The sequence below is a fragment of the Erwinia sp. 009765445 genome (genome assembly GCF_058137865.1).
This window is the reverse complement of the sequence record NZ_JBYUWC010000066.1, coordinates 1-356: the sequence shown is the minus strand read 5'-3', so window position 1 is coordinate 356 and position 356 is coordinate 1. Positions and strand designations below refer to the sequence as shown.

Annotated in this window: 1 pseudogene; it reads left to right on the top strand. The window is 46.6% G+C overall.

The annotated features are described in order from the left end of the window. Nucleotides 1-152 precede the first annotated feature (152 nt). Nucleotides 153-356 (top strand): annotated as a pseudogene (locus AC3Y5R_RS24235) (signal peptide peptidase SppA); the annotation flags it as partial.

The window sequence follows — 356 nt, the reverse complement described above, 5'->3', positions numbered from 1 at the left end:
CTCCTGTCGTGATATTTATTCACAAAATTAACACGAGAGTGGATTTTGTTACAGCACAGTCCGCAATTCCTGCTGACAAGTACCGGTTGGGTCATTACGATAACCACATCTATTGCGCCTGTGACAGGTGTGACCTTAAGTTGGGAGAATACATGCGAACCCTTTGGCGATTTATTGCCGGATTTTTTAAATGGACGTGGCGTCTGCTGAATTTCGTCCGTGAAATGGTACTTAACCTGTTCTTTATTTTCCTCGTACTGGTTGGTGTGGGGATTTGGATGCAGGTCAGTGGTGGTGATTCGAAAGAAACGGCCAGTCGTGGCGCACTGCTGCTGGACATTTCTGGTGTGATCGTC